22 protein-coding genes are annotated in these 25995 nt (G+C 59.2%); 11 read left to right on the top strand and 11 right to left on the bottom strand.

Annotated elements, in window-relative coordinates:
- The first annotated feature begins 70 nt into the window (after positions 1-70).
- Entirely contained in the window at positions 71-1078 is a 1008-nt protein-coding gene (locus tag ACR0NO_RS02715) for an ABC transporter permease (RefSeq protein ID WP_170375080.1), read from the top strand.
- The gene (locus tag ACR0NO_RS02720) at positions 1071-2051 is read left to right on the top strand and encodes an ABC transporter permease (protein WP_170375078.1); all 981 of its coding nucleotides are present in this window, start codon (positions 1071-1073) and stop codon (positions 2049-2051) included. Before ACR0NO_RS02715 ends, ACR0NO_RS02720 begins: the two co-directional genes overlap by 8 nt.
- Here ACR0NO_RS02720 and ACR0NO_RS02725 read toward each other — a convergent pair whose 3' ends face one another.
- The 6 genes from ACR0NO_RS02725 to ACR0NO_RS02750 all read right to left on the bottom strand — a co-directional run bounded on the left by ACR0NO_RS02725 (position 2052) and on the right by ACR0NO_RS02750 (position 8784).
- Positions 2052-3194 carry an MFS transporter gene (locus ACR0NO_RS02725; protein ID WP_480722898.1) on the bottom strand — a complete coding sequence of 381 codons (1143 nt, stop codon included), beginning with the start codon at positions 3192-3194 and terminating at the stop codon, positions 2052-2054. It lies immediately after the preceding gene.
- 72 nt (positions 3195-3266) lie between these two features.
- Positions 3267-4544, bottom strand: coding sequence for a DUF3422 family protein (locus tag ACR0NO_RS02730; RefSeq protein ID WP_480722899.1), 1278 nt, complete (start codon positions 4542-4544; stop codon positions 3267-3269).
- Between the two features lie 107 nt (positions 4545-4651).
- Positions 4652-5008, bottom strand: a complete 357-nt coding sequence (locus ACR0NO_RS02735; RefSeq protein ID WP_480538034.1) for a VOC family protein — start codon at positions 5006-5008, stop codon at positions 4652-4654.
- Positions 5009-5167: 159 nt separating this feature from the next.
- The gene (locus ACR0NO_RS02740; protein WP_170467946.1) at positions 5168-6619 is read right to left on the bottom strand and encodes an NAD(P)(+) transhydrogenase (Re/Si-specific) subunit beta; all 1452 of its coding nucleotides are present in this window, start codon (positions 6617-6619) and stop codon (positions 5168-5170) included.
- A 13-nt stretch (positions 6620-6632) separates the two neighbouring features.
- Entirely contained in the window at positions 6633-8204 is a 1572-nt protein-coding gene (locus ACR0NO_RS02745) for a Re/Si-specific NAD(P)(+) transhydrogenase subunit alpha (protein WP_480722900.1), read from the bottom strand.
- Between the two features lie 130 nt (positions 8205-8334).
- Entirely contained in the window at positions 8335-8784 is a 450-nt protein-coding gene (locus ACR0NO_RS02750) for a methyltransferase family protein (protein WP_419738318.1), read from the bottom strand.
- 193 nt (positions 8785-8977) lie between these two features.
- On the opposite strand from ACR0NO_RS02750, the gene kynU reads away from it, so the two are divergent.
- Positions 8978-10171 carry a kynureninase gene (gene kynU, locus ACR0NO_RS02755; RefSeq protein ID WP_480722901.1) on the top strand — a complete coding sequence of 398 codons (1194 nt, stop codon included), beginning with the start codon at positions 8978-8980 and terminating at the stop codon, positions 10169-10171.
- On the opposite strand, the gene ACR0NO_RS02760 is transcribed toward kynU, so the two are convergent.
- Positions 10164-10742 carry a TetR/AcrR family transcriptional regulator gene (locus ACR0NO_RS02760; protein WP_170678485.1) on the bottom strand — a complete coding sequence of 193 codons (579 nt, stop codon included), beginning with the start codon at positions 10740-10742 and terminating at the stop codon, positions 10164-10166. The genes kynU and ACR0NO_RS02760 overlap by 8 nt on opposite strands.
- 97 nt (positions 10743-10839) lie before the next feature.
- Between ACR0NO_RS02760 and ACR0NO_RS02765 the strand changes: the two genes are divergently transcribed.
- Together ACR0NO_RS02765 and ACR0NO_RS02770 are read left to right on the top strand one after the other, a co-directional pair.
- Positions 10840-11304: a (2Fe-2S)-binding protein gene (locus tag ACR0NO_RS02765; RefSeq protein ID WP_170375059.1), complete on the top strand. Its 465-nt coding sequence runs from the start codon at positions 10840-10842 to the stop codon at positions 11302-11304.
- A 3-nt stretch (positions 11305-11307) separates the two neighbouring features.
- A complete protein-coding gene (locus ACR0NO_RS02770) occupies positions 11308-13548 on the top strand; it encodes a xanthine dehydrogenase family protein molybdopterin-binding subunit (protein WP_480722902.1) in 2241 nt (746 codons plus the stop codon).
- Positions 13549-13598: 50 nt separating this feature from the next.
- Here ACR0NO_RS02770 and ACR0NO_RS02775 read toward each other — a convergent pair whose 3' ends face one another.
- From ACR0NO_RS02775 to ACR0NO_RS02785, 3 genes are all read right to left on the bottom strand, one after another.
- The gene (locus tag ACR0NO_RS02775; RefSeq protein ID WP_480722903.1) at positions 13599-14378 is read right to left on the bottom strand and encodes a gamma-glutamyl-gamma-aminobutyrate hydrolase family protein; all 780 of its coding nucleotides are present in this window, start codon (positions 14376-14378) and stop codon (positions 13599-13601) included.
- A gap of 229 nt (positions 14379-14607) precedes the next feature.
- Positions 14608-15033 carry a GlcG/HbpS family heme-binding protein gene (locus ACR0NO_RS02780; protein ID WP_480722904.1) on the bottom strand — a complete coding sequence of 142 codons (426 nt, stop codon included), beginning with the start codon at positions 15031-15033 and terminating at the stop codon, positions 14608-14610.
- A gap of 82 nt (positions 15034-15115) precedes the next feature.
- Positions 15116-17251, bottom strand: a complete 2136-nt coding sequence (locus ACR0NO_RS02785) for a malate synthase G (RefSeq protein WP_480722905.1) — start codon at positions 17249-17251, stop codon at positions 15116-15118.
- Between the two features lie 207 nt (positions 17252-17458).
- On the opposite strand from ACR0NO_RS02785, the gene pepN reads away from it, so the two are divergent.
- From pepN to ACR0NO_RS02815, 6 genes are all read left to right on the top strand, one after another.
- Complete coding sequence (pepN, locus tag ACR0NO_RS02790; protein ID WP_480722906.1) at positions 17459-20011, top strand: aminopeptidase N; 2553 nt, start codon at positions 17459-17461, stop codon at positions 20009-20011.
- On the top strand, positions 20008-20436 hold the full coding sequence (locus ACR0NO_RS02795) for a hypothetical protein (RefSeq protein ID WP_480722907.1): 429 nt from the start codon (positions 20008-20010) through the stop codon (positions 20434-20436). The genes pepN and ACR0NO_RS02795 overlap by 4 nt, the downstream gene beginning before the upstream one ends.
- Positions 20437-20561: 125 nt before the next feature.
- On the top strand, positions 20562-21815 hold the full coding sequence (locus tag ACR0NO_RS02800) for a hypothetical protein (RefSeq protein ID WP_480722908.1): 1254 nt from the start codon (positions 20562-20564) through the stop codon (positions 21813-21815).
- Between the two features lie 69 nt (positions 21816-21884).
- Positions 21885-23396: an Asp-tRNA(Asn)/Glu-tRNA(Gln) amidotransferase subunit GatB gene (gene gatB, locus ACR0NO_RS02805; RefSeq protein ID WP_480722909.1), complete on the top strand. Its 1512-nt coding sequence runs from the start codon at positions 21885-21887 to the stop codon at positions 23394-23396.
- Positions 23397-23484: 88 nt separating this feature from the next.
- Positions 23485-24729 carry a peptidase T gene (gene pepT / locus ACR0NO_RS02810; RefSeq protein ID WP_480722910.1) on the top strand — a complete coding sequence of 415 codons (1245 nt, stop codon included), beginning with the start codon at positions 23485-23487 and terminating at the stop codon, positions 24727-24729.
- A gap of 80 nt (positions 24730-24809) precedes the next feature.
- Entirely contained in the window at positions 24810-25217 is a 408-nt protein-coding gene (locus ACR0NO_RS02815; protein ID WP_480722911.1) for a DUF4177 domain-containing protein, read from the top strand.
- Positions 25218-25256: 39 nt separating this feature from the next.
- On the opposite strand, the gene ACR0NO_RS02820 is transcribed toward ACR0NO_RS02815, so the two are convergent.
- Positions 25257-25946: a hypothetical protein gene (locus ACR0NO_RS02820; RefSeq protein WP_480722912.1), complete on the bottom strand. Its 690-nt coding sequence runs from the start codon at positions 25944-25946 to the stop codon at positions 25257-25259.
- Positions 25947-25995: the final 49 nt, after the last annotated feature.

Below are 25995 nucleotides of genomic sequence, written 5' to 3' on the forward strand. Positions count from 1 at the left end.
GATCTTTATCGGGGCGCGGTCATTTGCAGACCACTCCAACAAAAAGACGCATCAACAAAGGCGCCTTTGAATGCTCAACTTTACCATCAGACGACTGGTGCTGGCCGTACCCACGCTGCTGTTCATCAGCCTCGTCATCTTCCTGCTGCTCGAGCTTGCCCCAGGCGACCCGATGGCACAGGTTCCCCTCACCGTCCCCCCCGAAGTCAAAGAGAAGATGCGCGAGGCGCTTGGCCTTGGCCAGCCGATGCATATCCGGTTCTGGAAATGGATCGTGCAGTTCTTCTGGATCGAGCCCCAGGTTCTGATCGACCATATGTTTGGCACCACTTTCTCCGAAGGTGACCTGCGCGTGATTTCGTGGCAGACCCGCTCGCCCGTCATGGACATCGTCGTTCAGCGTATCCCGCAGACCCTGTGGGTTGTTGGCACCGCCTATGTGGTCGCCATCCTGATCGCCCTGCCCATCGGCATCTATTCCGCATACCGCCAGTATTCCTGGTTCGACCAGATGGGCACATTCGTGTCGATGGTCGGCTTCTCGGTCCCGCCCTTCTTCTCGGGCGTTCTGGTGATCGTGATCTTCTCGGTCCAGCTGGGCTGGTTCCCATCGATCTATGACACGACTCACGTGGTGAATAGCTGGGATAGCTTCGTGGTGCAGCTCAAGCAGATGATCATGCCGGTCATGGTCCTGGCGTTGCAGATCACGGCACAGCTAAGCCGCTTCATGCGCGCCTCGATGCTGGACAACCTCAACCAAGATTACGTTCGTACCGCCCGCGCCAAAGGGCTGAGCGAATACACGGTTGTGATGGTCCATGTCCTGCGCAACTCGATGATCCCGGTGGTTACCGTTATTGCGCTGGGTATTCCGGCCATCTTCGGCGGCGCAATCATCACCGAGCAGGTTTTCAAGGTGAACGGTATCGGCCAATTGCTGATCGGCGCGATTCAAGCCAACGACCTGCCGATGGTGCAGACGCTGACCTTCATCTTTGCCGTGTTGATCGTTCTGTTCAACCTGATTGCTGACGTGCTCTACGGCATTCTGGACCCGAGGATTCGCTATGACTGATACCGACAAATCAGACACGCTGGTCCCCGACGAAGGACTGGCCCCCGCCTCAACCGCGCTGCCGACCGCAGGCGTGATGGACGACCTGGCAACTCCGCCCCGCAGCCAGTGGCGCGATGTGTGGGATCAGTTCAAAACGCACAAAGGCGCGATGATCGGAGCGATCCTGTTCATCTTCATCGTCGCCGGTGTGTATCTGGGGCCCTACCTCTGGAGCATCGACCCAACCCAGATTGATATCCGGTCGCGCAATCAGGGCCCCAGCTGGGCGCATCCGTTCGGCACCGATCAGCTGGGCCGGGATATTCTGGCGCGGATGATGTCGGGGGGGCAGACCTCGGTCTCGGTGGGCATCACCGCTATGTTACTGGCGCTGTTTCTCGGGTCTTTCATCGGTGTGATCGCAGGCTTCTTCAAACGCCTCGATGGGCCGCTGATGCGTCTGACCGATCTGTTCCTCGCCCTGCCCCTGCTGCCGCTGCTGCTGGTCATGATGCTGCTGTTCCGCGAACCTCTGTCCGCCGCATTCGGGCTGGAGCGTGGGATTTTCATCCTGATCGTCTGCGCCATTGGCATCACCTCATGGATGCCCACGGCGAGGATCGTACGCGGCGACGTGCTGGCCATCAAAGAGCGTGAGTTCGTTCTGGCCGCACGCTCCATCGGCACCAGCAACCGGCAGATCATCACGCGGCACATCCTGCCAAACGTGCTGTCTCCGATCATGGTGTCGGCAACGCTGGGGATTGCGACGGCGATCATCACCGAAAGCGCGCTGTCCTTCCTCGGGCTCGGCTTCCCGCCGGATTTCCCGACCTGGGGCCGCCTGCTGTTTGATGGTGTCGACTATCTGCAGCAATACCCCGAGCGTGTATTCTGGCCCGGCCTGGCGATCTCGCTGACTGTTCTCAGCGTGAACTATCTGGGCGACGGCCTACGCGACGCGCTGGATCCGCGCATTCGCGGCCGGTAATCAAACTCCGTCGGCGCGCTTCAGCGCGCCGGCACAGACCACGATTAGCACCGCAAGCGGCAGCAAGACACCAAACGCCATCCGCAGCGACAGCAACTCGGCCAGAAACCCGATCAGCGGCGGTCCGATCAACAGCCCCCCATATCCGAGTGTTGCAACACTGGCGATGGCCTGCCCCGGTGGGATGTTTGGGTCATTCGCGGCCCGGCTGAACGCCAAGGGCATGATCACCGCATAACCGACCCCCATCAGTGTGAAGCCGACCAACGCCAATGGCGCAGCACCGGCGGACACCACGCAAAACACCCCCATCGCAGCAAAGACACCACCGCCCCTCGCCGCCACGACCGGGCCTACGCGCGCGATGAGGAAGCCGCCTGCCAAACGACACACCACCATCGCGACCGAAAAAACCGCATAGCCCAAGGCTGCGACGCTCTCAGCGGCCCCAGTGACGTCGCGCAGGAAAAGGGCGCTCCAATCTGCGACGGCACCTTCCCCCAACGCACCGCATAGCGCCGTGAAGCCAACGAGGATCAACACCCCGGACGGGAATGCAAACACGGCGCCTTGAGACTGCTCCGCGCGGCGCGACGTCCATCGCACCCAGGACATCGCCAAGGCCAGTGCCACCACAACGGCTCCCGCAACCAGGAAATGCTGCAGAACGGTCGCATCCCACTGAACCGCTGCAAATCCACTGACCGCCCCAAGACCGGCACCCAGGCTCCACATCGCATGAAACGAGGACATAAGCGGTTTGTCGTAAGCCTGCTCAACCTCGGCAGCCCATGCGTTCATCGCCACATCCATTGAGCCATGAAAGGCACCGAACAGAAACAGGAAGGCCGCAAGCATGGTGAAACTGTCGGCCAGCGCCAGCAAAACCAGCGAAAAGGTGTACAGCACCGAGATGATCCGAGTGATCGACACGGCCCCGAACCAGTCGGTCAATCGCCCGGTCACCGGAAAAGAACAGACAGCACCCGCTGCCATGAATAGCAAGCCGTAGCCCAGCTCTTCATGGCTGAGGTTCAGGTGATCGCGCACCGCCGGAATGCGAGAGGCCCAGATACCGAACAGGGCACCATTCAGCGCGAACATCGCGGTGACGGCGCGCCACGCAGAAACGACACTGATCATATTAAAGCTCCGCTTGTTTGATGCGCTTCGCCGGCTACTAGTACAACGCTACCAAACAGAGGCAAACGCCGCTCACTCCAGCCGACGCCGAATTCTGCGGACGCCCACCCAAACGGCCAGAATGACCGGAACCGTGACCAAAGCAGTCAACATTCCCTTGCTGATCCCCGCCGACGTCAGAGGATACAGCAGATAGCTGACCAGTGAGACGGCGTAGTAGCTGATGGCAACGACCGACAACCCCTCGACCGTTCGCTGCAGGCGCAGGGCCTGATCAGCGCGGCGGTCCATGCTTTCCAGCAAGGCCTGGTTCTGCGCGCTGCGTTCCACGTCCACACGTGTTCGCAGCAGATCTCCGGCGCGGATGGCCCGGTCTGACAGGGCCTGTAGGCGCAATTCAGTCGACTTCACGGTCCGCATCGCAGGGTCATAGCGGCGCATCATGAAATCGGCAAAGGTCTGCCCCCCCATGAACCGCTCTTCCCGCAAAACCTTGACGCGTTGGTTAACGATGGCCTCGTAGGCACCCGTGGCCCCAAACCGAAAAGAACAGCGTGCCGAGATCGTCTCCAACTCGGTCGAGGTTTTTAGAAGCTGCGGTAGCATATCATCGGGATGTTTGCCGCCATCGGTCATCTCGCCCATCAGCGCGGTCAGCTTCTGATCCAACTCGCCGATGCGCGGGGTCAGCGATTTGACCCGTGCAAAGCCCAGCATGGACATGGCCTTGTAGGTCTCAATCTCGCACAGGCGCTGGATGATCCGCCCAACCCGGCGCTCTCCGGTTCCATCCGAGACGAACAGCGCAAACCGCATATGTCCTGCCGGGTCGATACGAAAATCGCTGGCGCAGATCGCGGCATCGTCCAAAACGCGGGACACAGCAAGGCTTTCGGGTTCGAACCAATCCGGTAGCAGGTTCTGGACGACGTCATCCTTTGGGCGCGGAACAACCCGTAGCAACGCCGACGTGATCCTTTGGCCGGGACTGGCCATCATCCAATCCGGGGGGAAGACTTCGAAGTCGGCGGGGTTGAACGCCCGCTCACTCACGTTCTGAGAGATCGCCGTGAAGGTTACGAACTCAGTGTGTTGCTCCCACTTGAGCCAATAGCGTCCGATCTGCCCCGCATAGTGGGTCGCGTCCGGCTGAGGGTGCGGCGCGCCGTGGCGATCCAGCAGATTGATCAAATGCGCTATGTCGTCCTGCCGGTCCCCACCTTGCGACGGGCCGGGCTTCTTGATCGCCAGAAAGGCAACCGTGCATGGAACCTGCGCCACCGGAAAAGGTCGGGCGTGCAGTTCATTGGCAAGCCGATAGCGTAAAGGGTGGTCATCGATTGGCGTCATGCGGGGCTCCGATTCATCCGACACACTATACGGCACACCCAAAATACATCAATTCCCATTTTATTTCAGATACTTACAAGAATGCGACGGTATACATTCCAGCCAATTCATTGATTTGGTTGCCATAGCTCGATGGGATTGCCCTCGGGATCGTGAATACGGGCAAATTTGCCTACCTCGCTATCCCAATCCGGATTGGTTTCGACGGTGATCCCTGCGTCTTGTAGCTGGCGTGTCAAAGCCGCCAGATCATCAACCCGGAAATTGATCATCCACTGCTGCTCGCTTCGGCCAAAATACGCGGTATCCTGCGCAAAGGGCGCAAAAACGGTATAGCCTTCAGCCTGCTTCCAAGGGACCGGATCGTAGTGATTTACCCCTAGGTGTCTTTCATACCATTCACTCAGGGCCTTGGGGTTCTTGGCGCGAAAAAAGACCCCGCCGATTCCGTTTACTTTCTCCATGACCTTGCTCCCACACATTGCCCGTCAGACCTAAAATAGCATATCAAGCCTGCTTCATCTGGCTGCAATACTCTGGAGGCGCGAAGGCCAAGCCCGCTTCAAAGTAGAAAAGAAAAGGGCGCCCGCAGGCGCCCTTTGCAATTGAATTGTGCGTTTTGATCACTCGATCATCGGCAGTAGCTTGTCCAGCGACTGCTTGGCGTCGCCATAGAACATGCGCGTGTTCTCTTTGAAGAACAGCGGGTTCTCGATGCCCGAATAGCCAGTGCCCTGACCGCGTTTTGAGACAAAGACCTGCTTGGCCTTCCAGCACTCCAGAACCGGCATCCCGGCGATGGGGCTGTTGGGATCCTCCTGCGCCGCAGGGTTCACGATGTCGTTCGAGCCGATGACGATGGCCACGTCCGTGTCCGGGAAATCGTCGTTGATCTCGTCCATCTCCAGCACGATATCATACGGCACTTTCGCCTCGGCCAGCAGCACGTTCATGTGGCCCGGCAGACGTCCAGCAACGGGGTGGATCGCAAAGCGCACCTCTTTGCCCTTGGCGCGCAGCTTGCGGACCAGCTCGGACACCGACTGCTGTGCCTGAGCAACAGCCATGCCGTAACCCGGGATGATGACAATGCTGTCCGCATCGTTCAGCGCGGCGGCCACGCCGTCCGCCTCAATCGCGATCTGTTCGCCCTCAACGGCCATCTGCTCACCCTGCGGGCCACCGAAGCCGCCCAGGATCACGCTGACAAAGTGACGGTTCATCGCCTTGCACATGATGTAAGACAGGATCGCACCCGACGAGCCGACCAGAGCACCAACAACGATCAGCAGGTCGTTGCCAAGGCTAAAGCCAATCGCCGCAGCCGCCCAACCCGAATACGAGTTCAGCATCGACACAACCACCGGCATGTCCGCACCACCGATGCCCATGATCAGGTGATAGCCGATGAACAACGCCGCCAGTGTCATCAGGAACAGCGGGAACAGACCGCCCGAGCTGGTGTACCAGATCAGACAGATCAGCGAGAGACCCGCCGCCGCCGCGTTCAGCATATGACCACCAGGCAGTTTGGTCGCCGCCGAGGTCACTTTGCCTGCCAGCTTGCCATAGGCCACAACCGAGCCGGTAAAGGTGATCGCACCGATGAAGATGCCCAGGAACAGCTCAACATGTAGGATCGCCAGTTCCGCCGCAGTCTTCTTGGCGATCAACTTGGCAAAGGCGCCAAGGTCGGACAGGTCCGCCTGACCCGCGCTATCTTTGATCGCCATGACCTGAGCCACGTTTCCGATCTCGAAATGCGCATTGAAGCCGACGAACACGGCCGCCAGACCGACCAGCGAGTGCATCGCAGCGACCAGCTGCGGCATCTCGGTCATCTGGACGCGCTGCGCCACGTATTGACCGATCAGACCACCGCCGATGATCAGCAGGATGGACAGCAGCCACAGGCCCGAACCCGGACCGACAAGCGTGGCAAAAACCGCCAGCGCCATACCGACGATACCGTACCAGACTGCGCGCTTGGCGCTTTCCTGGTTCGAAAGGCCGCCGAGCGACAGAATGAAAAGGACAGCCGCAACAACATAAGCGGCAGAAGTGAAGCCAATCATATGCCCGACCTCCTTAGGATTTTTGGAACATGGCGAGCATGCGCCGGGTTACGAGGAAGCCGCCGAAGATATTGATACCGGCCATGAAAACGGACAGTGCCGCCAGCAGAATAACCAGGAACGACCCGGACCCGATCTGCATCAAAGCCCCAACGATAATGATCGACGAGATCGCGTTGGTGATCGCCATCAGCGGTGTGTGCAAGCTGTGCGCGACGCCCCAGATCACCTGGAAGCCTACAAAGATCGCCAAGACAAAGACGATGAAATGCTGCATGAAGCTGGCCGGAGCGATCAGCCCCACCAGCAACATCAACGCGCCACCGACACCCAGCAGGGTGAACTGCTGCTTGGTTTGCGCCTTGAAGGCTGCAATCTCTTGCGCCTTTTTTTCTTCCGGGGTCAGTTCCTTGACCTCGGGTTTCTTTTGCGCCGCAATCGCCTGCACCTTGGGCGGTGGCGGCGGGAAGGTGATCTCACCCTCATGGGTCACGGTTGCACCGCGGATCACGTCATCTTCCATATCGTGATTGATCTGACCGTCCTTCTCGGGCGTCAGATCCGCCATCATATGACGGATGTTGGTCGCATACAGAGACGACGACTGCGCTGCCATCCGGCTGGGGAAGTCGGTATAGCCGATGATGGTCACGCCATTGTCGGTCACGATCTTCTCATCCGCGACGGTAAGCTTACAGTTGCCGCCCTTCTCCGCCGCCAAATCGACGATGACCGAGCCCGGCTTCATCGCTTCGACCATATCCTTGGTCCAAAGCTCGGGCGCTTCGCGGTTCGGGATCAACGCAGTGGTGATCACGATGTCCATCTCGGGTGCCAGCTCACGGAATTTTGCCAGCTGCGCCTCGCGGAATTCATCCGACTGAACCGAGGCATAACCACCAGTAGCCGCGCCGTCCTGCTGGTCTTCTTCAAAGTCCAGATAGACAAACTCGGCCCCCATCGACTCGACCTGTTCGGCCACTTCGGGGCGCACATCGAACGCATAGGTGATCGCACCCAGCGACGTGGAGGTCCCAATCGCCGCCAGACCAGCAACACCGGCCCCCACGATCAGCACCTTGGCTGGCGGCACCTTACCGGCCGCCGTCACCTGACCGGTGAAGAACCGGCCAAAGTTGTTGCCCGCCTCAATCACCGCACGGTAACCGGCGATGTTCGCCATCGAGGACAGCGCGTCCATCTTTTGCGCACGGGAAATACGCGGAACCATCTCCATCGCGATGACATTCGCGCCTTTGGACTTGGCAGCCGCCATCCCTTCTTCGTTCCCGGCCGGGTTGAAGAAAGAGATCAGCGTCTTGCCTTTGGTCAGACGCTTCAGCTCGGTCTCATTCGGCTGGCGCACCTTGGCGACGATATCCGCAGCTTTCCAAAGCGACGCCGCGGTTTTCATAACCTCGACACCGGCCTCTTCATAAGCCGCATCAGAAAAGCCCGCCGCAGCACCGGCACCCTTTTCGATCAGGCAGTCATAGCCCAGTTTTTGCAACTGGCGCGCCGAGTCCGGCGTCATCGCCACCCGGTTCTCACCGTCAATAACTTCTTTTGGCGTTCCTATCTTCAACGGAGAGCCTCCTTTACTTTCGATATGTTCGCGCGAGTTCTTTGCATCTTTTGTTCAATCCCCACCTACATTGCGAAAGATTATTTCGCAACTGCAGCATTCGTTACGTTGTGTCATTGGCAGCACACCTTCAAATCCAACGCCGCGTCTTTTGCGCATAACGGGCGAAGTCAGCGCGAAATTTGCGGCGCAAGCGATCCTCTTCCGGCTCGATAAAGCGGCGTTCCAGGATCCAGACGAAAATCGGCACGAGAACCAGCGACAAGACCGCATCGAAGCGCAGGATCAAACCGGTCAGGATAAGAACGTCCCCCAGATAGATTGGGTTCCGGCTGCGTTTGAAAATTCCGCTTTGCACCATGCTGGATGGGGTCTGGTGTGGCATTACCGTCGTCTGATGGCGGCGGAATTCGACGACCGCCAGAACAGCCAAAAGAATACCGCCCCCGATTAGCACGCCGCTGGCAAGATCAGTCAACCACCCTTCAAGGGACAGTCCAAAGGACAGGTGTTGCGCTTGAAACCACGCGAGGCAAGCCGCCCCCAGCAACCAGATCGGAGGGATGTCGATTTTCTGCATTCGCGCTGATTACCTGTCGATATCTCTCAAAGAAAGTGTCGTTTTCGACAGTTTGTCTACCGCTTTCCGACCTTAAGATCAAAACATCAAAAGGTCGCGGCAATTTATTTCGAAGATATGCGTCGGTAGACAGCGCTTAGCGCATCCGATAGCCAACGGATATAACCAAAATAAACAACAGGGCCCAGCCGGAATGACCGACTTCAAAGCAACCAAAGCCATGTTCGAACTGCCCGAAGGCATTCTCTATCTTGACGGCAACTCTCTGGGTCCGTTGCCAAAGGCGGTTGATGCGCGTCTGCACCAGACGGCGACGCAGGAATGGGGGCAGATGCTGATTACCGGTTGGAACAAGGCCGGATGGATGGGATTGCCCACGGGTCTGGGGGATCGGATCGGATGCCTGATCGGGGCAGAGGCAGGCAGCGTTGTGGTGGGTGACACGCTGTCGATCAAAGTCTATCAGGCCGTTGCTTCGGCGTTGGAGCTGAACCCGAACCGCAAGGTTGTGCTGTCGGACAACGGCAATTTCCCATCCGATCTGTATATGGCGGACGGATTGCTGCGCTCGCTGGGCGCGGAGTACGAATTGCGCGTCGTCGCCCCGGAAGAGGTCGCTGAAAACATCACAGAAGACGTCGCCGTTCTGATGCTGACCGAGGTCGACTATCGCACCGGCCGTATGCACGACATGAAAGCTCTGACCGAGTTGGCCCATGCCAACGGTGTGGTGACGGTTTGGGATCTGGCCCATTCTGCCGGTGCAATTCCGGTCGATCTGGCCGGGTGCAATGCCGATTTCGCGGTCGGATGCACATACAAATACCTCAACGGCGGCCCCGGCGCGCCCGCGTTCATCTACGTCGCCCCGCGCCTGACCGACCGTGTCCGCCCCGCGCTTTCGGGATGGTTGGGGCACGAAGCACCTTTTGCCTTCGATCTCGACTATCGTCCCGGTTCGGGGATCGAGAGGATGCGGGTCGGCACCCCTCCGATCTTGCAAATGGCGGCGCTGTCTGCGGCGATGGATGTCTGGGACATGGCCGAGATGGCCGATGTCCGGGCGAAATCCATCGAACTGACCGAGTTGTTCATCGCAAAAGTCGAGGCCACCTGCCCCGGCCTAACCCTGGCCAGCCCACGCGATCCGGCGCAGCGCGGCAGTCAGGTCTCATTCCACTTTGCCGAAGGATATGCGGCCATGCAGGCGCTGATTGCTCGCGGCGTGATCGGAGATTTCCGCGCACCAGACATCATGCGCTTTGGCTTCACGCCGCTTTATGTTGACGAAAGCGACGTGGAACAGGCCGCAGAGATTCTAGCGGATATCATCACGAACGACCTGTGGGACCAACCCGAGTACAAAATCCGCCAGCGGGTTACTTGACCTCGAGCCCGGCACCCAGCAATTCAGCCAATTGCGAGATGCGTTGCTCGAATTCAGCTGCGTTGGTTGCGGTCATCTTGACGCCCATCAGGGTCGCGGTGATGGTCTTCGCAGTCTCTTCCGGGCCGTTTGGCAGGCGAACGCGTCCGGCGCTGTCTTCGCGACGCAACCAGTCGGCATAGAGTGCGGTCATTTCCGCCTCACCCTCGGCCAGAATGTCCGAGGCAGTCGATTTGCTGGTGTCCAGCATCTCTCGCCCGTGGGGAGAGGTCAGTATCTCAGCCAACCCCTTGATCTGGCCGTCAATCGCACGCGCCAAACGCTGGGACACGCTACCATTGCCCGACAAGGCCCGCGATACGTTTGCGGTTTTCTCGGCGTAATGCGCGCGCGTCAGGCTGCGCACGATCGCCTCTTTGTTCTTGTACTGCAAATACACGGCTGGGCGCGACATGCCCGCCCCTTTGGCGATGTCGTCCATCGAGGTTTTGCGGAACCCATAGGCCGCGAACGCCTCAAGCGCCGACGCAAGAATGGCCTGTTGCCGCGGATCGTCCTGTTTTTCCGTCATGAAACAGATCTGACACTTTTCGTTTAATTTGTCAATTGACATACTGACACTTTCAGACAATTATGTCAGAAACCGCCACAGCTACGAGAGGTGTGCCATGGCAACCGCGCTGAAGATCAACGGCAAGCAACATCAGGTTGACCTGCCCGACGACGTCCCCCTGCTTTGGGTCCTCCGGGATGAGGTCGGCCTGACCGGAACCAAATTCGGCTGCGGTGTGGCCGCCTGCGGCGCGTGCACCGTGCATATCGATGGTGAGGCCGTGCGATCGTGCCAGGTGTCGCTTTCGGATGTCTGGGGCGATGTGACTACGATCGAAGGCATCGGTTCGCCCGAAGCGATGGCCGTGATCCAGCAGGCCTGGGTGGATCATCAGGTAGCACAATGTGGTTATTGCCAGTCCGGTCAGATCATGCAGGCGGCGGCTTTGTTGGCCGAAAACCCCGCTCCAACGGATGCGGACATAGACGACGCGATGCAGGGCAACCTGTGCCGCTGTGGCACCTATCCCCGCATCCGCGCCGCGATCCAAGACGCCGCTGGCAAGTTGCAGGAGGCTTAAGAGATGGGAAAAGTTGGGAAAATTCTGCGCCGCACCTTCCTGATTGGCTCGGCTGCCATCGTCGGCGGTGTGGCCTTTGGTGCTTACTACGTCACCCGTCCCGCCCCGAACCCGCTGAAACCCGGCGAGGGTGAGGCCGCGCTGAACCCGTTTATTCTGCTCGATCAGAATGGCGTGACCCTGTTCGCCCCGCGTGCCGAAATGGGACAAGGCGTAAAGACGACCTGGGCTGCTTTGATCGCCGAGGAGTTGGACGTCGATCTTGACCAGATCAACGTGCTGCATGGCCCTGCTGCGGCGGCTTACTACAATTCCGCGCTTGTTGGCGAAGGGCTGCCAAACAAGGGCTACGACATCTCGAATTTCCAGCACAATCTGGGTGAGGCGCTGGGTGTCCTCGGCAAAGCGCTGAGCCTTCAGGTCACCGGTGGCTCGACCTCGATGAAGGACGGGTTCGAGCGGATGCGGCAGGCCGGAGCGTCGGCGCGTGAGACGCTGAAGCGGGCCGCTGCCGACCGTCTGGGGGTTGACCCATCGCGACTAAAGACGGCCTCGGGGCATGTCATCGCGCCCAATGGCGATAAGATCGCCTATACCGACCTCGCAATCGATGCGGCGGGTCTTGAGCCGGTCGAGGTGCCTCTGCGTGACCCGTCCGAATGGCGGTATCTGGGCCAGACCCAACCGCGTCTGGACATGGTTGGCAAAGCAACGGGTACCGCAGAATTCGGCGTCGATGTCCGCCTGCCCGGTATGAAATTTGCAGCCGTGCGCATGAACCCCAAGCTGGGCGGCGCGATGAACGGCTATGACGACAGCGCCGCAAAAGACATGCCGGGGGTCGAACAGATCGTCGACCTTGGTACCGGTGTTGCAGTCATCGCCAACAACACATGGCTTGCCAATCAAGCGGTGGAGGCGATCGACGTGGATTGGGGCGATGCCCCCTACCCGCCCGAGACCGACGGCATCTTCGCCAAGATCGCCGAAGCGTTTGACGATTCCGCAAACTCGACCATGCGCGACGACGGCGACGTCAGCGTCACACCCGAGGGCGCAACCGAAATCACAGCCGAATACCGCCTGCCCTATCTGGCCCACGCTACGATGGAGCCGATGAACGCCACCGCGCTTTACACCGGCGACACGCTGGAACTGTGGTGCGGCAATCAGGCCCCCACGCTGATCCAATTCCGCGTGGCCAATACCGCTGGTCTGGATACGGATGCGGTGCAGATCCACACCACCTATCTGGGCGGTGGGTTTGGTCGTCGTGGGGAACTGGATTTCGGCGAGATCGCCACCAAGGTTGCAATGGCCGTGCCCGGCACTCCGGTCCAGACGACCTGGAGCCGTGAAGAAGACATGCGCCACGACTATTACCGCCCTGGCGCGATCGCTCGGCTGCGCGGCGCTGTAAAGGATGGCAAAGCGGTGCTGATCGACGGCGCGGTTGCCGCGCAATCCTGCACGCAACAAGCGGTTGAACGCTATACCGGCATGCCCGGTGCAGGCCCCGACAAGGTTCTGGTCGAGGGCTTCTTCAACCAACCCTATGCGGTTCCGAACTACCGGATGCGCGGCCATATCGCGAAGCTCGACGTGCCTGTTGGCTTCTGGCGCTCGGTCGGCAACAGCCATAACGGCTTTTTCCACGAAACCTTCATGGATGAAATGGCCCACGCCGCAAGCCGCGACCCGCTAGAATTCCGGCTGGAGCTGATGAAGACCGAACACGCCCCTTCGGCAGGTTGCCTTGAGGCTGTGAAAGAAATGTCGGGCTGGACGGGTCAAACTCCGGCTGGCGTCGGTCGGGGCGTCGCTTTCACCTACAGCTTTGGCACTCCGGTCGCGCAGGTGATCGAGGTGGTCGACGAAGACGGTACCATCCGCATCAACAAGGCGTGGATCGCCTGTGACATGGGTCTCGCGTTGGACCCTGAAAACGTCAAGGCGCAGATGTTCGGCGGGATGATGTACGGCCTGAGCGCCGCTTGCTACGGCGAAATCACCTTTGCCGAGGGCGAAGTCGAGCAGTTCAACTTCCCCGACTATGACGCACTTCGCATGCACACGGCTCCGCAGGTCGAAGTGCGAGTTCTCGAGACCAACCGCCATATGGGCGGCGCAGGTGAGCCCGGCACTCCCCCCTCGATGCCGGCCTTAGGTAATGCGCTGTTTGATCTGACCGGAGAACGCGCACGAACCCTGCCGCTGATCAATCAGTTCGACCTGCTGATTTGATCGCGACGCACCGGTCCGGCATCCCCTCCCGGCCGGACCGGTGCCTAAACTCACGCAGTTTGTTGCAGAAACCGTGTGCCTGATCCTGCAGACCAGGCTTTGACGGCCGCGCCAAACGCCTCAAACAACGGGCGCGAGACCGGGTCATTTGCAGCGTCCCATTCCGGGTGCCATTGGACCGAGAGGGTGAAGCCCGGCGCATCTTTGATGTAGATCGCCTCGGGCGTGCCATCCGGCGCGTGGCCGTCGATTACGACATTCTGGCCTACGGCTTTGATCCCCTGACCGTGCAGCGTATTGGTCATCACCTCTCGCGCACCAAACAGCCGATGGAACACGCCGCCTTCGTTCAGAGTTACGACATGACGAAGAGCAAACTTTTCCTCAAGCGTTCCATCCGGTGGCATCCGGTGGTTCTGCCGTCCCGGAAGGTCGCGGATTTCGGGATAGAGCGTACCGCCCATCGCGACGTTAACTTCTTGAAAACCTCTGCAAATTCCAAAGAACGGTTGGCCGCGCTCAACACAAGCGCGTACAAGCGGCAAGGTAATCGCATCGCGCGCTCGGTCGAAATCGCCATGCGCTTCAGTCGGCGGCTCACCGTATTCCTCGGGGTGAACATTGGGGCGACCTCCCGTCAGAAGAAACCCGTCGCACGCGTCCAGCAATTCCTCGACCGAGACGTAACGTGGATCAGCCGGGATCAGCAGCGGCAAACACCCTGAAACATTCGCAACGGCATCCGAGTTCATCGTGCCACCGGCATGCGTCGGGTAGTTGTCATTCATCAAGTAAGAGTTGCCGATGATACCGACGACGGGTCGAGACATTCTGCTTTCCCAATTTGTTTCTTGAACGTGTGGAAAAGCTATCTGCAGGGACAACAGCGCGCAATAGCACAGGCCCTGTGTGTCAGCGCAAGTACCTGTTCAACGCCGCACATCTATTCAAACGATAGGACAGTGTCACAATCGGGCTCCCATTGCCCGCTAAACGTGCAATGCAAAAAGTCCAATTTGGGCGAGAGAGCCAGCGCAGCTCTCCCCTTTTTCAAGGAAATCAGCTTTCGCCAACAAGGTTCGCGGCTTCGATCCCTGCCATCGCAGCAAGCACGTCATTGTCCGAGGTGTCGCCCGTCACGCCAACGGCGCCAATCACGGCCCCTTTCTTGTCGCGCAACAGCACACCGCCCGGCACCGGAACAACCTTACCGCCATAGACGCCATTCACCGCCGCCATGAAATAGGCCTGCGCTTCGGCCCGCTGCATCTGCGCCGTCCCGGCCATACCCAGCATGACCGAGCCATAGGCCTTGCCCTGCGCAATTCCAAACCGTCCGGGGGCCGCGCCATCTTCGCGCTCGAACGCAATGACATGACCGCCTGCATCCAGTACAACGACCGAAAGCGGTTTCAATTCCAAACGGCGCCCCTCTTCCAGAGCTTTACGAATGATGGTACGCGCCTTGCGCAAGGAAATTGCCATCCCTGATCCCTTTCATCTGGCCAAAAATATCCTCGGGGGAGCGTGAGGCGGCGGAGAGCCCTCTCGTTCCCGTCCTATCCACTTAACCCAAGCTGGCTTTCAACTCCAAACGGCGGGCATGCAGGACCGGCTCGGTATAGCCCGACGGTTGCACACGCCCCTTGAACACCAGATCGCAGGCCGCCTGAAATGCGATGCCATCAAAGCCGGGTGCCATCGGATGATATGCAGCGTCTCCTTCGTTCTGACGGTCCACAACAGCGGCCATCTTCTGCATCGCCGCCATCACCCGTTCTTCGCTGACAACACCGTGGTGCAACCAGTTGGCCAGCGCCTGGCTGGAAATCCGACATGTCGCGCGATCTTCCATCAAACCAATGTCGTTCAGGTCCGGCACTTTCGAGCATCCAACACCCTGATCGACCCAACGCACGACGTAGCCCAGAATACCCTGCGCGTTGTTCTCGACCTCACGGGTGATCTCGTCATCACTGAGGTTGCGGCCACCCAGCAGCGGAACGGTCAGCAGGTCCTTCAACGTGCCGCGTGCGCCACCGGCGGCCAGTTCATCCTGACGGGCAAGAACGTCGACCTTATGATAGTGCGTGGCATGCAAAGTCGCAGCGGTTGGCGAGGGAACCCACGCGCAAGTGGCACCGGATTGCGGATGGCCGATCTTGGCCTCCAGCATATCGCCCATTCGGTCGGGCATGGCCCACATGCCTTTGCCGATCTGCGCTTTGCCTTTCAGGCCACAGGCCAGACCGATATCGACATTGCGGTCCTCGTAGGACGCAATCCACGGTGTGTTTTTGATGTCGCCCTTGGGCAGCATCGGGCCTGCCTCCATCGAGGTGTGGATCTCGTCACCGGTCCGGTCAAGGAAGCCGGTGTTGATAAAAGCCACGCGCGATTTCGCGGCCCGGATACATTCCTTGAGGTTGGCCGAGGTGCGGCGTTCCTCATCCATGATACCCAGTTTCACGGTGTTGCGCGGCAAGCCCAGGATGTCTTCGACCATGTCGAAAATCTCGACCGAGAAGGCGACCTCTTCCGGGCCATGCATCTTGGGTTTCACCACATAGACCGACCCGGTGACCGAGTTGCCGCCGTCGCGCGCCAGATCATGCATGGCGATCAACGTGGTGCAGAGAGCGTCCATGAGGCCCTCGCCGATCTCGTTGCCCTCGGCATCCAGCACGGCCGGGTTGGTCATCAGATGGCCCACATTGCGCACCAGCATCAGCGAGCGACCTTTGAGGCGCCCCTCAGCGCCGTTCACGTCCGTGAAGTCCAGATCAGCCGCCAACCGGCGGGTGAATGTCTTGCCGGACTTGCTGACCTCTTCGGTCAGGTCACCTTTCATCAGACCCAGCCAGTTGCCATAGGCAACAACCTTGTCGGCTGCATCCACACAGGCCACGGAATCCTCGCAATCCATGATCGTCGACAACGCGGACTCGAGCCGCAGGTCCGAGATGTTGGCCGGATCAGCAGCGCCAATCGCGCTGATTGGGTCGATCATGATCTGAATGTGAAGACCGTTGTTTTTCAACAGGATGAACTCGGGCTTTTCAGCGCCGCCGCCATGGCCCACAAAGCTGGAGGCGTCCTCCAGAGCAGGAACCAAAGCGCCTGCCTCAACGCTCAGCTTGGTGACATCCGCCCAGGATCCGCTGGCCAATGGCACAGCATCGTCGAGAAACGCCTTGGCCCATGCAATGACACGCGCGCCGCGGGCAGCATCGTAGCCTCCGCCCGCAGGCAGATCGCCCATCGCATCCGTGCCATAGAGCGCATCATACAAGCTGCCCCATCGGGCATTGGCGGCGTTCAAAGCAAAGCGCGCGTTGGTGATCGGTACAACCAGCTGAGGGCCCGGCGTTGCGGCGATCTCGGGGTCGACACTGGCGGTTTCGATCTGGAAGTCTTCGCCCTCTTCGACCAGATACCCGATCTCGTGCAGGAACGCTTGATAAGCATCGGCGTCGTGGTCCTGACCTTTGCGATCCAGGTGCCATGCATCCAATTGGTCCTGAATCTCTTTGCGTTTGGCAAGGAAGGCGCGGTTCTTGGGACCCAGTTCGGATACCATCCGCGACAGGCCATTCCAGAAGGTCTCGGCGGTGGCACCGGTGCCGGGCAAAGCCTTACCTTCGATGAATGCGACCAGAACCGGATCGACCTGAAGTCCGCTGCGTGTCTGTCTGCTGGCCATTATCTTCCTCTCCCTCGAATGTACGCCACTGTATGCCGCCAGCATGTAGAGCGAAAGTTTCCGATAGGCAACGTATGCCGCTACGTTCTGGTAAGAAAATCTTACCAAAATGACAAATCACCTCCACAGACAGCGGATACAGGCGGCTTGCAGCCCTGCCGCGATGCCCCTAACGTCGCCCTCGACCCAAGTTTTGCGAGGCCCCCGATGCGCGACGCCGCCCCCACCACGATCTACCTGAAAGACTACACCCCGTTCGGGTATTTGGTGGACAATGTGCATCTGACGTTTGATCTGGCAGCAAATGCCACCCGCGTCACATCCCGCATCGCCTTTCGTCCGAATCCTGAGGCCAGCGATCGCACCTTTTTCCTACATGGCGAGCAACTGAAGCTGATCCGCGCCTCCATCGACGGTGCCGACGTATCCCCCTCCCTCACGCCTGAGGGCCTGACGGTTGCCACCCCCAACGCCCCCTTCATCTGGGAGGCGGAGGTCGAAATCGACCCCGGCAACAACACCGCGCTTGAAGGGCTTTATATGTCGAACGGCATGTATTGCACCCAGTGCGAGGCCGAAGGTTTCCGCAAGATCACCTACTACCCGGACCGCCCTGACGTGATGTCGACCTTCACTGTGCGCATCAATGGCGACCTTCAGGTGCTGCTGTCCAACGGCAACCCGTCCGGCAAGGGCGAAGGTTGGGCCGAATGGACGGATCCTTGGCCCAAACCCGCCTATCTGTTTGCTCTGGTCGCTGGCGACCTCATCGCGCATCCGGGACAGTTCACTACCATGTCCGGTCGCGAGGTAGAACTGAACCTCTGGGTGCGCCCCGGTGACGAAGGCAAATGTGCCTTCGGGATGGAGGCGCTGAAGAAGTCCATGAAATGGGATGAGCACGTCTACGGCCGCGAATACGATCTGGACGTCTTCAACATCGTCGCCGTGGACGATTTCAACATGGGCGCGATGGAGAACAAGGGGCTGAACATCTTCAACTCTTCGGCCGTTCTGGCCAGCCCGGAAACCTCGACCGATGTGAATTTCGAACGGATCGAGGCGATAATCGCGCATGAATATTTCCACAACTGGACCGGCAACCGCATCACCTGCCGTGACTGGTTTCAGCTGTGCCTCAAAGAGGGCCTGACCGTTTTCCGCGATGCGCAGTTCACCTCGGACATGCGCTCGGCTCCGGTCAAACGAATCCACGACGCCATCGACCTGCGCGCACGGCAGTTCCCCGAGGACAATGGCCCGTTATCGCACCCCGTACGGCCCGAGAGTTTTCAGGAAATCAACAACTTCTACACCTCAACCGTCTATGAGAAAGGTGCCGAGGTCATCGGCATGTTGAAACGCTTGGTCGGGGATGAGGCCTATAGCAAGGCGCTGGATCTATATTTTGACCGTCATGACGGGCAAGCCTGTACGATCGAGGATTGGCTGCAAGTCTTTGAGGACACAACAGGCCGCGACCTGAGCCAGTTCAAACGTTGGTACAGCCAGTCTGGCACCCCGCGCGTTTCCGTGACCGAGGATTGGGCGGATGGCGACTATACGCTGACGCTGAGCCAACGCACCGACCCGACTCCGGGACAAGAGGATAAGCAGCCTCAGGTCATTCCCGTCGCTGTCGGCTTGCTGGGCCCGAACGGCGACGAGGTTCACGCAACCCAAGTGCTGGAGCTGACCGAGGCCGAGCAGAGCTTTTCCTTCGCCGGACTGGCGGCCAAACCCGTGCCCTCAATCCTACGCGATTTCTCGGCCCCTGTGATCCTTGAACATGACACTTCGAATGCTGAGCGCGCCTTTCTGCTGGCCCATGACACCGATCCGTTCAACCGCTGGCAGGCCGGGCGCTCGCTGGCCGAGGACAGTCTGCTGCGCATGATCACCGAAGAGGCGACGCCGGATTCCGACTATCTGGATGGCCTGCTGGCTGTGCTGCGCGATGAAACACTGGACCCGGCCTATCGGGCCTTGATGCTGGGCCTTCCGACCCAATCCGAACTGGCCGCCGCCCTGCATGACAAGGGCGTCACACCCGACCCGATGGCCATCTGGACCGCTGTCGAGACTCTCCGTCAAGCCACTGCGCAACACGTACAGGATCTTCTGCCCAAGCTGCACAGCGAAACACTTGTGGACGCGCAATACCAACCGGATGCGGCGCAATCCGGCAAACGTGCACTGGGCGGAGCGGCGCTGGCTCTTACCTCTCGTCTCGACGGCGGCAGCAAGGCAGCAGACGCGTACCAAACTGCCGACAATATGACACTGCAACTGACCGCCCTGTCCTGCGTGCTGCGCGCGGGCAAAGGTGAGGCGGAACTGAGCGCCTTCTATAACCAGTGGAAACATGACCGGCTGGTGGTCGACAAATGGTTTGGTCTGCAGGTCTCGATGGCCGCCCCTCAGAGAACAGTAGAGGCCGCGCGGACCCTGACAGAGCATCCCGATTTCAATTGGAAAAACCCCAACCGATTCCGCGCCTTGATGGGATCGCTGGCCATGAATCACGCGGGTTTCCATCAGGCAGACGGAGCGGGCTATGCCCTGCTTGCCGACTGGCTTATCCGGTTGGACCCGGTGAACCCGCAGACCACGGCGCGTATGTGTTCAGCGTTCCAGACGTGGAAACGATATGACGCCGACCGTCAGGCGCTCATGCGCGCGCAGCTGCGCCGGATCGCAGACACGCCCGACCTGTCACGCGACACGACCGAGATGGTCTCGCGCATCCTCGGCGCATGACTTCGTTCAGCTTTACACGGCAAAACCGGAACCCGCGTGTGGTGATTTTGCTGATCTGCATCTACGCGGTGCTGATCGGCCTGATCATTTTCCTGAACGCGGCCTGGTGGTTGATGGCGTTGCTCGCGCTGGCAACACTCCCGGCGGTTTGGGATGTTGTGAAAGACACCAGCGCCGGGGTCGAACTGACCGGCGAGAAACTGCGGTGGTTCACCGGCCAACGCAGCGGTGAACTGGACCTGTCCGAGGTGGACCGGTTCCGATTTGACACCCGCTGGGATTTCTCGGTTCGCGTTTCGGCAGTGCTTAAGTCAGACAAGCGCGTCCGCCTACCGGATGAGTCGCTGCCCCCACACAAAGAGCTTGAAGACGTGTTGCAGCAGGCGGGATTTACCGTTGAACGTCATCATTTTAGGGCTTTTTGAAACAATCCCAAGCCCATGGGGTAATTGATCACACCCCGGACTTACGCGCGCAACGACTCCTTGAAATAGACACAGTTTTTGGCAAACTGGACGCGTTACACGTTTGTTACAGTTCGAGTTTTGCCATGTTTCGGTCTTTTAGGGCGGCTGCCGCCCGTATTTTCGGCTCTTCCAGTCCCACCTCTACGCCTTTGCCTGCGTCGGTCGCGGATGCAACCGCGTGGCTTGTCGCCTCGGGGCAGTTGAACATCCCTATTGCGGAAACAGATGACACCGCCGGTCATCAGGTGATCGAACGCGGACGCCATCTGGCGCGTCAGGATATGTGGGTCGAACTCTCAAAAGAGATGCGGGCCGCGGATGACGCACGCGAAACAACACCCTGCGGCCAACCGGTTGCCGACCTGTTGGGGTTCGGGGCCCGGGCAGATGTTGTGCTGGCTGCGGAACATGCCCTGTCGGATGGCAGAACTCAGTCGGACTATGATTTTCTGGCGGGCATCTCTGAACTGGAGGGTGAAATTCAGAACCACCCCGATGATCCTATGATCGCCCTTGTGGTGGCATTGACTCATATTGATTTGGCTTGGGCATGGCGTGGGACAGCAGACCCCAAAGACCTGCCTGCCCTGCATCAATCCCGGTGCGCCGCGCATTTCGACCGCGCTGCGGATTTGCTGAAGGGCTGTCGCTCTGAAATGCCGAACAGCCCAGCAATTGCCGCTGCGGATTGTGCCCTTTTGTCGGGCCACATCAGCCCGCGCACCCGTGTAGCGGACAAATACGAAGCGCTGATCACGCTTGACCCGCGAAACCATCGCCACATGCGCGCAATGGGCAGCCATCTTTTGCCACGCAGGTTCGGGACCTACGACCAGCTAGAAGTTCAGGCCCTACGCAACGCCGCGCGCACTCAAAAAACATGGGGCGCAGGTGGCTATACCTGGGTTCAGTTCGATGCCATTGCACTGGATGACGAAGCCTGCGCGCGTGTGGATGTCGAGTATTTTCTGGAAGGTCTGCACGACATCGTTGAACGCCGCCCCGACCAGCAGACGATCAACCTGTTGGCGGCCTATTGTTCGGTCACGCTACAAAACGGGATGGGCCGCAACCCTAAGGCCGACATCGCCCGTAGACAGATTTGCGAGGCTGCGAACTGGTTGATCCGCGATCACCTGACCGAGCTGCACCCCCTGATCTGGGCCCATGCGGCGAACGGGTTCAGCAACAGCCTGCGCGTCAACTCGACCGAGCGCTTCGCCGCACGTGGCCGCCGGGATGCGCTACGCGCGATCGCCAATCAACTGCGCGAGGAACTGCGCGATGGTCAAAGCGTGACCTTCACGCCGACGGGGTTGCAAGTCTCCGGGAACTAACCCCTTGCCCCTTTGGCGCGCCGGGCCTAATACGCAAGCCTAGACTTCTGCGGAAATTAGAGGCGCGCCATGCTCGACCTGACATACGAAATGCCGAAAATCAAAACCATTGCCGGGGCCAAGCACGATTGGGAACTGGTGATCGGGATGGAGGTGCACGCTCAGGTCTCATCCAATGCCAAGCTGTTTTCGGGCGCGTCCACCCAATTCGGGGCCGAGCCGAACTCGAACGTGGCCTTCGTGGACGCGGCGATGCCGGGCATGCTGCCTGTGATCAACGAATATTGCGTGGAACAGGCCGTGCGCACGGGTCTGGGCCTGAAGGCGGATATCAACCTGAAATCGGCTTTTGACCGCAAGAACTATTTCTACCCTGACCTGCCGCAGGGCTACCAGATTTCCCAGCTCTATCACCCAATCGTGGGCGAAGGCGAAGTGCTGGTTGAGATGGGAGACGGCACAGCGCGCATGGTGCGCATCGAACGTATTCACATGGAGCAAGACGCGGGCAAGTCGATCCACGACATGGACCCGCATATGTCCTTTGTGGACCTCAACCGGACCGGCGTTTGCCTGATGGAGATCGTCTCGCGCCCCGATATCCGTGGCCCCGAAGAAGCTGCCGCCTATATCGCCAAGCTGCGCCAGATCATGCGCTATCTGGGCACCTGTGATGGCAACATGCAGAACGGCAACCTGCGGGCGGACGTGAACGTCTCGATCTGTTTGCCGGGCGCGTATGAGAAGTATCAGGAAACGCAGGACTTCTCGCATCTGGGCACCCGCTGCGAGATCAAGAACATGAACTCGATGCGCTTTATTCAGCAGGCGATTGAGGTCGAAGCCCGCCGTCAGATCGCCATCGTCGAAGCTGGTGGCAAGGTCGATCAGGAAACCCGCCTGTATGACCCGGACAAAGGTGAGACCCGCTCGATGCGGTCCAAGGAAGAAGCGCATGACTACCGCTATTTCCCGGACCCCGACCTGCTGCCTTTGGAGATCGAACAGGCATGGGTCGACGACATCGCCGCCAATCTGCCTGAGCTGCCCGACGAGAAAAAAGCGCGGTTCATCGAAGCGTTCGGCCTGACCGACTATGACGCCTCAGTCCTGACCGCCGAGGTCGAAAGCGCCGCCTATTTCGAAGAGGTCGCAAAAGGCCGCAACGGCAAACTGGCTGCGAACTGGGTCATAAACGAGCTGTTTGGTCGCCTGAAGAAAGAAGACCACGACATCACCGACTCGCCTGTATCTCCGGCGCAGTTGGGTGGGATCATCGACCTGATCTCGTCGGACGCCATCTCGGGCAAAATCGCCAAGGACCTGTTCGAAATCGTCTACACCGAAGGCGGTGACCCGGCGCAGATCGTTGAAGAGCGCGGTATGAAGCAAGTCACCGACACGGGTGCCATCGAGGCCGCTTTGGACGAGATCATCTCTGCCAACCCGGCGCAGGTTGAAAAGGCCAAGGTGAACCCGAAGCTGGCAGGCTGGTTTGTCGGTCAAGTGATGAAAGCCACCGGCGGCAAAGCCAACCCCAAGGCCGTGAACGAGCTGGTTGCCCAAAAGCTGGGTTCGTAAGCCCGTTTTCACAGTTAAGCGACGGAGTCAGGCCACCCGCTTGACTCCGTTTTCTTTTACGCCCTTTCTTCCGCGCAGGAGAGGTGCCATGACCAGAAAATTCGATCAGGAACTTGAAGACCGGCTGATGCGCTACGCGGCCATCGACAGCCAAAGCGACGAGACATCACCTTCGACCCCGAGTACGCCCATTCAGTTCGACATGCTGAAACTGTTGCAGCAAGAGCTGACGGAAATAGGTGCGCAGGATGTCGAGATGACCGGCGACAGCGTCATTGTGGCGACCATTCCTGGCACCGCCGAAGGGCCGACCGTGGGGTTCCTTGCCCACGTCGACACCGCCCCGCAATTCAACGCAACCGGTGTCAAACCGCGCGTCATCAAAGGCTATAACGGCGGTGAGATCACCTTTCCCGATGATCCCGATCTGGTTCTGTCCCCGGACGAACACCCTTATCTAGCCGAAAAGATCGGCCATGATCTGATCACCGCTTCGGGCACCACTCTGTTGGGCGCTGATGACAAGGCCGGCGTGTCCATCCTGATGACCATGGCGCGGCACCTGATCGAAAATCATGACATTCCGCACGGGCCCATCCGCATTGCCTTCACCCCGGACGAAGAAATCGGGCGCGGCGTGACCGAGCAACTGCCCAAGGATTTAAAGGCTGACTTCGCCTATACGCTGGACGGGCAGGAAGTGGGCGAGATCGAATATGAAAGCTTCTCGGCCGACCGCGCGGTGATCAAGATCACCGGCGTTTCGATCCATCCAGGTTTAGCTAAGGAAAAGATGGTCAATGCCACTCATCTGGCTGCAAAGATCGTACAGACACTGCCGCAGGCGACGCTGACCCCCGAAGTCACCGATGGGCGCGAAGGGTTCATCCATGTCACCGATATGAATGGCGGCTCGTCAGAGATGGAGATCAAGCTGATCCTGCGGGATTTCGAGATGGAGGGGCTTGAGGCCCAGCGCGATCTGGTGCGCAAGGTCTGCGACGCCGTTCAGGCCTCCGAACCGCGCGCGACCATCACCTGCGACATCAGCCATCAATACCGCAACATGCGCTATTGGCTCGAGAATGACATGACACCCGTCGATCTGGCGCGCGAAGCCTGTCAGGAACTGGGGATCGAGCCGCTCTCGGTTCCGATCCGCGGCGGCACCGATGGCTCTCGCCTGACCGAGTTTGGCACACCCTGCCCCAACCTGTTCACCGGCATGCAGTGCATTCACGGACCGTTGGAGTGGATTTCGGTGCAGGACATGGCGTTGGCGACCGAGCTTTGCCTCTCAGTTGTGGCCAAGGCGGCGCAGAAAACCGGCTGATTTGCGCCACTCTTGCAACGTCTCTTTCACCCGGCGACCTGCGTGATAAGTTGTCGGCCAAAGGTACAAGGGAACAGTCGATGCCGCGCTACGAATACAAAGTCATTCCGGCCCCGCAAAAGGGCGCAAAGGCCAAGGGCGTCAAAACGCCCGAGGGCCGATTTGCCACCTCGGTCGAGCAGGTGCTGAACGAGATGGGCCAACAGGGATGGGAATACCAGCGCGCCGAATTGCTGCCCAGCGAGGAACGATCAGGCCTGACCGGATCGACCACAAATTGGCGCAACGTGTTGGTGTTTCGGCGGGTGGATGAGGCAACCGAAACAGCGGCCCTCGTGACGCCAAGAGTTGACGATGTAGCCCAAGCGCAACCCATTCCGGGACCGCAAACGGTCAAAGCCCCCGAGGCAATTGCAGAAGACGCAAACGAGCCACCGCTGACCTTGAAACCGGAACAGGATGTCGAGACATCAAAAAACTCGGATTGATCGGTGAAGTTCGACGGTCGGGCATACCTGCCCCTCTAGCTACGATGGCTTTTTGGCGTTGCACTTGTCCGGCAACACCAGTGAGGCGAGGCTTTCAATAAACATGGGCTTTTTGGACGATGCATGTTTTGAGCAGATCGGAGCCAGCCAGAGTTTTTTGTCGGTTCGTGCGTCAACCGATTTGACCAAATACGCCTCTTTTGCGGGTTTACCGCAAGGGGTGACGGCGCACCTTTCTCGCTTGGACTTGGCGTTGAGCTGATAATGCGTCAGAGCATCATCACATTTACATTTCGGCTTAGGCGCCTTCTTTATAACTTTGATTTCAAAGTTTTTATTCCGGTTCGCAGTCTTGGTTGTCTTGCCACATTTTCTTTGTGCTTTCTCAGCGATCAATTCGCATCTCGCACTGATATAGAACGGGTTTTTATGACTAGGGTTGTTGTGCTTGGCGCATAACGGGATCAGCCAGGATTTCGGGAACTTCCGGCCTTTGTCTATTTCATAGAACTTGATATGCGCCCCATGAACCGCATTGGCACTGCACCCGAGATAGACGCATTTCGCGCGGCTGGATTTTGAGTTGTTCTGCCAATGCGCCAACCAACTGTCACAGCACTGGCATTTACGAACCCCCGATCCATCCTCGTTCAGAACGGGATGCCGGTCATCCATGTATTTCTGTTTACCATCCACTCCGAATTTGGAGGTCTTGTCAAATTTGGGCATACACAACCCCTGAAAACAATTCACAACGACGCGGAAAAAGCCTTCGCGC

Source organism: Ruegeria sp. CL3 (genome assembly GCF_056536505.1).

What these genes read in the sequence shown, in the direction of transcription:
- ACR0NO_RS02780 (WP_480722904.1), bottom strand. Translation starts at nt 15,033, where the DNA reads ATGGCAATTTCCTTGCGCAAGGCGCGTACCATCATTCGTAAAGCTCTG.
- ACR0NO_RS02765 (WP_170375059.1), top strand. Translation starts at nt 10,840, where the DNA reads ATGGCAACCGCGCTGAAGATCAACGGCAAGCAACATCAGGTTGACCTG.
- ACR0NO_RS02730 (WP_480722899.1), bottom strand. Translation starts at nt 4,544, where the DNA reads ATGACGCCAATCGATGACCACCCTTTACGCTATCGGCTTGCCAATGAA.
- kynU (WP_480722901.1), top strand. Translation starts at nt 8,978, where the DNA reads ATGACCGACTTCAAAGCAACCAAAGCCATGTTCGAACTGCCCGAAGGC.
- ACR0NO_RS02800 (WP_480722908.1), top strand. Translation starts at nt 20,562, where the DNA reads ATGTTTCGGTCTTTTAGGGCGGCTGCCGCCCGTATTTTCGGCTCTTCC.
- ACR0NO_RS02785 (WP_480722905.1), bottom strand. Translation starts at nt 17,251, where the DNA reads ATGGCCAGCAGACAGACACGCAGCGGACTTCAGGTCGATCCGGTTCTG.
- ACR0NO_RS02815 (WP_480722911.1), top strand. Translation starts at nt 24,810, where the DNA reads ATGCCGCGCTACGAATACAAAGTCATTCCGGCCCCGCAAAAGGGCGCA.
- ACR0NO_RS02775 (WP_480722903.1), bottom strand. Translation starts at nt 14,378, where the DNA reads ATGTCTCGACCCGTCGTCGGTATCATCGGCAACTCTTACTTGATGAAT.
- ACR0NO_RS02720 (WP_170375078.1), top strand. Translation starts at nt 1,071, where the DNA reads ATGACTGATACCGACAAATCAGACACGCTGGTCCCCGACGAAGGACTG.
- ACR0NO_RS02760 (WP_170678485.1), bottom strand. Translation starts at nt 10,742, where the DNA reads ATGACGGAAAAACAGGACGATCCGCGGCAACAGGCCATTCTTGCGTCG.
- ACR0NO_RS02735 (WP_480538034.1), bottom strand. Translation starts at nt 5,008, where the DNA reads ATGGAGAAAGTAAACGGAATCGGCGGGGTCTTTTTTCGCGCCAAGAAC.
- ACR0NO_RS02770 (WP_480722902.1), top strand. Translation starts at nt 11,308, where the DNA reads ATGGGAAAAGTTGGGAAAATTCTGCGCCGCACCTTCCTGATTGGCTCG.
- ACR0NO_RS02820 (WP_480722912.1), bottom strand. Translation starts at nt 25,946, where the DNA reads ATGCCCAAATTTGACAAGACCTCCAAATTCGGAGTGGATGGTAAACAG.
- ACR0NO_RS02795 (WP_480722907.1), top strand. Translation starts at nt 20,008, where the DNA reads ATGACTTCGTTCAGCTTTACACGGCAAAACCGGAACCCGCGTGTGGTG.
- ACR0NO_RS02750 (WP_419738318.1), bottom strand. Translation starts at nt 8,784, where the DNA reads ATGCAGAAAATCGACATCCCTCCGATCTGGTTGCTGGGGGCGGCTTGC.
- pepT (WP_480722910.1), top strand. Translation starts at nt 23,485, where the DNA reads ATGACCAGAAAATTCGATCAGGAACTTGAAGACCGGCTGATGCGCTAC.
- ACR0NO_RS02740 (WP_170467946.1), bottom strand. Translation starts at nt 6,619, where the DNA reads ATGATTGGCTTCACTTCTGCCGCTTATGTTGTTGCGGCTGTCCTTTTC.
- gatB (WP_480722909.1), top strand. Translation starts at nt 21,885, where the DNA reads ATGCTCGACCTGACATACGAAATGCCGAAAATCAAAACCATTGCCGGG.
- pepN (WP_480722906.1), top strand. Translation starts at nt 17,459, where the DNA reads ATGCGCGACGCCGCCCCCACCACGATCTACCTGAAAGACTACACCCCG.
- ACR0NO_RS02715 (WP_170375080.1), top strand. Translation starts at nt 71, where the DNA reads ATGCTCAACTTTACCATCAGACGACTGGTGCTGGCCGTACCCACGCTG.
- ACR0NO_RS02725 (WP_480722898.1), bottom strand. Translation starts at nt 3,194, where the DNA reads ATGATCAGTGTCGTTTCTGCGTGGCGCGCCGTCACCGCGATGTTCGCG.